Source organism: Bacillus sp. GMa5/1 (assembly GCF_050172015.1).
GTDB lineage: Bacteria > Bacillota > Bacilli > Bacillales > Bacillaceae_G > Bacillus_A > Bacillus_A cereus.
The window spans coordinates 1-3,913 of record NZ_JBNLYC010000283.1; the positions used below are offsets into that span (position 1 = coordinate 1).

Here is a 3,913-nt window from a genome sequence, read left to right on the forward strand (position 1 = left end):
AATTCTAAGCTCTTTAATGGTAATACCCAAATCGTAAAACTCCATTTTTCCACCTACTATTTAGCACTGTATTAGTATAAGAGTATTCTCTAACTTTTAATGTAATGTAAAATCAATATAGTTACAATTATTGATTGTTTCAAAGATTCTTCCCTATCGGTGCTAACACAAAAAACAGGTTAGGAAGAACATACCCTTCCTAACCTGGCCCTCCTCTCACTAGGGACGTTTTCATTCTCACATCGTTTCTCTTAAGAAATTTCATATCAACAGAATAAATACTATCGCGCCACCGAACAAACTTACAAATCCAATAAGAAGACATGAACGTAGAGTGAGTAACTTCTCATCTCATCTACGTTTCCTTTTAACTACAATTAAAAACGCAATAAATAATACATTCACACCAACGATTAAGGAGATAAATAACCAATTCACACCTGTTTCTCCGTTAACTTTATACACGTTTGATTCTTCACGCTTTAAAACGAGATAAAATTTTCCGTTTTCCTCTCTTATAATTTCATCCTGCAACAATCCTCTTAACTCTTGTTTTTCACCAATTGCACTTGCAGGTAAGGAGACTTTTTGTGTTTCTTTCGTATTATTAATTGCTACTAAAGTTACTTCATCTTTATATTTTCGTTTTAGTATGCTCATCCCGCTCTTATCATACAGAAGCTCAAACGTACCGCGTCGTAAAGACGGTCTCGCCTGCCTAAGTTCACCTAGTTTTGTTATGTGCTGCATAAATTTTTCGTCTGACTTAAAATCCATTAATCGTCTATTATCGGGTACACTTCCTCCATCTAATGCAATTTCAGTTCCGTAATAAAAATTCGGAATCCCAGGTGATGTTAACAAATATGTAAGCGCCAGTTTTAAACGTGATGGCGGATAATACATATTTTCTTTTGCAATACGCGCATATCTTTTTGTTTCTTGATCATCTAAAAACGTAACAAATTCCCCTTCTTTTTTACTCACATCGTATAACGATTTCACCGATACATCCGCTTTGGAAAACGATTCTACTATTTTTTCGTTGTATTCGCTATCCTCCTTTGTCATAATACGAAAATCTTTCTTTATCACTTGCATATCTTTTTGCGCGTTATCCCAAAAGGAACGCGGCTTTTTTTCACTATGTATAACATAACTTCCGTCTAAATCAACTTCTTTTATCCACCATTTCGTTGCATCAATTACCTGTTGTTCGTTTTCTCCAAGTGGAAATTGAAATACAACTTTCATTCCTTTTGCATGAGCTTCTTTTACAAGTTCTTTCACATCATTGTCTGTCCCGAAATGTTCATTTACCTTTTTAAAATTTCGCACGTCTAATCCATCGTACTTTCCACTTTCAAAAAGCGGCGAAAGCATAATGGTAGTAAAACCCATTTCTTTTATGTAATCCAACCTTTTTATAATTCCTCTTATATCCCCGCCTTGATACCCTTCTAAATTACCAACTTCTAACTGCTTGTCATTTTTCGGTTCTCCATTATTGAAGCGATCAATCATAATGGAGTATATAACTTCATCTTTCCACTCTCTTTTTTCGTCTGCAAAAGTATGTATTGGTACAAACAAAACAAAAGCTAAGCAAAAACAAATGAATAGTTTCCTAGTCCGTATTTTTCCCACACGCATCCCCCAAGTTTTTAATTGTAAGAATATTATACCAATTATCCAAGTGAAACGCATATGTCGATTTCAATCCTCACAAAATAATCCATGTTACATTTTCTAACATCATGTATATATTTTTCTGAATTTTTAGTTGATTTTTAATTCCTTTTCGAATATGATATGAAACATAACAAAACGATGTTATTTTTTCTAACATTACAGGAGGAGAGATCATGGATATGGGAGATACAGTTTTTATGTTTATGACGACAGTAATGGTCATGTTGATGACACCAGGATTGGCACTTTTTTATGGAGGTATGGTTCGCAGCAAAAACGTACTCAGTACAACGATGCATAGTTATAGCGCAATGGCTATCGTTTCGATTCAATGGATTGTTATCGGCTATTCTTTATCATTCGGACCAGATTGGCACGGGCTTATCGGCACACTTGATTGGTTCGGTCTAAACGGAGTTACCTACGCACCAAATCCAGACTACTCATCTACTATTCCTCACAATTTATTCATGATGTTTCAACTCATGTTCGCCATTTTAACTCCAGCTTTAATTTCAGGTGCATTTGCTGAAAGAATGCGATTTTCTGCCTTTCTTATTTTTATCCTTCTATGGACAACAATCGTTTACAATCCTGTCGCTCATTGGGTATGGGGCGTCGGTGGGTGGCTAAGGGAACTTGGCGCCCTAGACTTCGCTGGCGGAAACGTCGTTCACATCACTTCCGGAGTTGCTGGTCTTGTATTAGCTATTTTCCTTGGAAAACGAAAAAACATAAATGGTTCTTCTCCTCACCATTTGCCATTTACAATGTTAGGTGCAGGCTTATTATGGTTTGGCTGGTTCGGTTTTAACGTCGGCAGCGCATTATCCTTAAACGACGTAGCGTTAACTGCATTTATTAATACAAATATAGCCGCCGCTGCCGCCGCTCTAACTTGGATGCTTTCTGAATGGTTCTTCCAATCAAAACCGACCGCAATGGGAGCTGCTTGCGGAGTTGTTTCTGGTCTAGTCGCTATTACACCAGCTTGCGGGTTCGTTACACCTTTCTCCGCCCTTCTTATCGGAGCAATTGGTGGTATATTATGCTTTGGCGCCGTTTTCTTCTTAAAAACAAAATTCGGGTATGACGATACACTTGATGCCTTTGGATGCCACGGCATTGGAGGAACTTGGGGCGGTATTGCAACAGGACTATTTGCAACTACTGCCGTAAACGGGGATGGTGCGAACGGATTGTTTTACGGAAACGCCGCGTTACTGTTTAAACAACTTGTAGCAATTGGGGCAACCTATGCCTTTACAATCATAATGACGTACACCATTATTAAAGTTATTAGCTTTTTCCTCCCTGTTCGAGTAGATGAGCACGAGGAACACATGGGACTTGATATTTCGATGCATGGTGAGAAAGCTTATGAGTATGTAGAAAAATCGGCAAATTAAAACGAAAAAGGTGTACTCCGTTCTAACACGGGGTACACCTTTTTCGTATATTCATAACGATACAATTATCTCAAACTATTGGTATATAAATATCCTTATCTATCTATTCATATAAACATCTTACCTTTTCATTAGTGCATTTAAAACGAGTTGTACTGCAACCGCATCATCTAAATAGCCGATTGGAAATATATAATCCGGAATTACATCGACCGATAATATAAAGTAGATCAGCGCACTTCCCATTAAAGCAAGTTCTGCAGTCGTTCCCTTCTTCTTCGTAAATCTTTCATACAATTCTTTTAAATCATTAATAAACGGGCCAATACTGCTTACCTTTTGAATCTTTTCAAGAAACCCCTTTTCAATCGTTTCTTTGCCTTCTTCTGTTTGCGAATATTGTTCATAATTCGTTAATTGCTGCTCTACATTCGATATACTAAACTTTTGATCATAGAGCTGTGCGGATTCAAGTAAATGTTCAATGTTATTAATGGAAACATGAATATCCGATTGCTCCTCCTGTTTCGTTTCAATAGAATAGCCTGCTGCCACAAACAAATCACCAACTGGAACACCAAGACTCTCCGCGAACTTTTGCAAATGCTTCGGATTTGCCTTTCGCTTACCATTTACAATCATTGAAATAGTAGCCGTATCAATTTCAGTAAGCAAACTAAGCTTTCGCATCGATAAAGACTTTTCCTTAAGTAACTTTTTCAACAACAATCCAAGATTACTTTTTTCATTATCTTGAGACATATCTCATTCCCCTTTATTCACGAGAATAACCATAGTTATTATAAGAAAAA

3 protein-coding genes are annotated in these 3,913 nt (G+C 37.0%); 1 reads left to right on the forward strand and 2 read right to left on the reverse strand.

Annotated elements, in window-relative coordinates; genetic code table 11:
• Window positions 1–351: 351 nt before the first annotated feature.
• Window positions 352–1,707 (reverse strand): alpha-amylase family glycosyl hydrolase, encoded by a 1,356-nt coding sequence (locus tag ACQGSG_RS27335; RefSeq protein ID WP_070757217.1) that lies wholly within the window; start codon window positions 1,705–1,707, stop codon window positions 352–354.
• A 158-nt stretch (window positions 1,708–1,865) separates the two neighbouring features.
• Between ACQGSG_RS27335 and ACQGSG_RS27340 the strand changes: the two genes are divergently transcribed.
• The gene (locus ACQGSG_RS27340; protein ID WP_097862884.1) at window positions 1,866–3,101 is read left to right on the forward strand and encodes an ammonium transporter; all 1,236 of its coding nucleotides are present in this window, start codon (window positions 1,866–1,868) and stop codon (window positions 3,099–3,101) included.
• Window positions 3,102–3,221: 120 nt separating this feature from the next.
• On the opposite strand, the gene ACQGSG_RS27345 is transcribed toward ACQGSG_RS27340, so the two are convergent.
• Window positions 3,222–3,863, reverse strand: coding sequence for a DUF1232 domain-containing protein (locus ACQGSG_RS27345; RefSeq protein ID WP_000076219.1), 642 nt, complete (start codon window positions 3,861–3,863; stop codon window positions 3,222–3,224).
• Window positions 3,864–3,913: the final 50 nt, after the last annotated feature.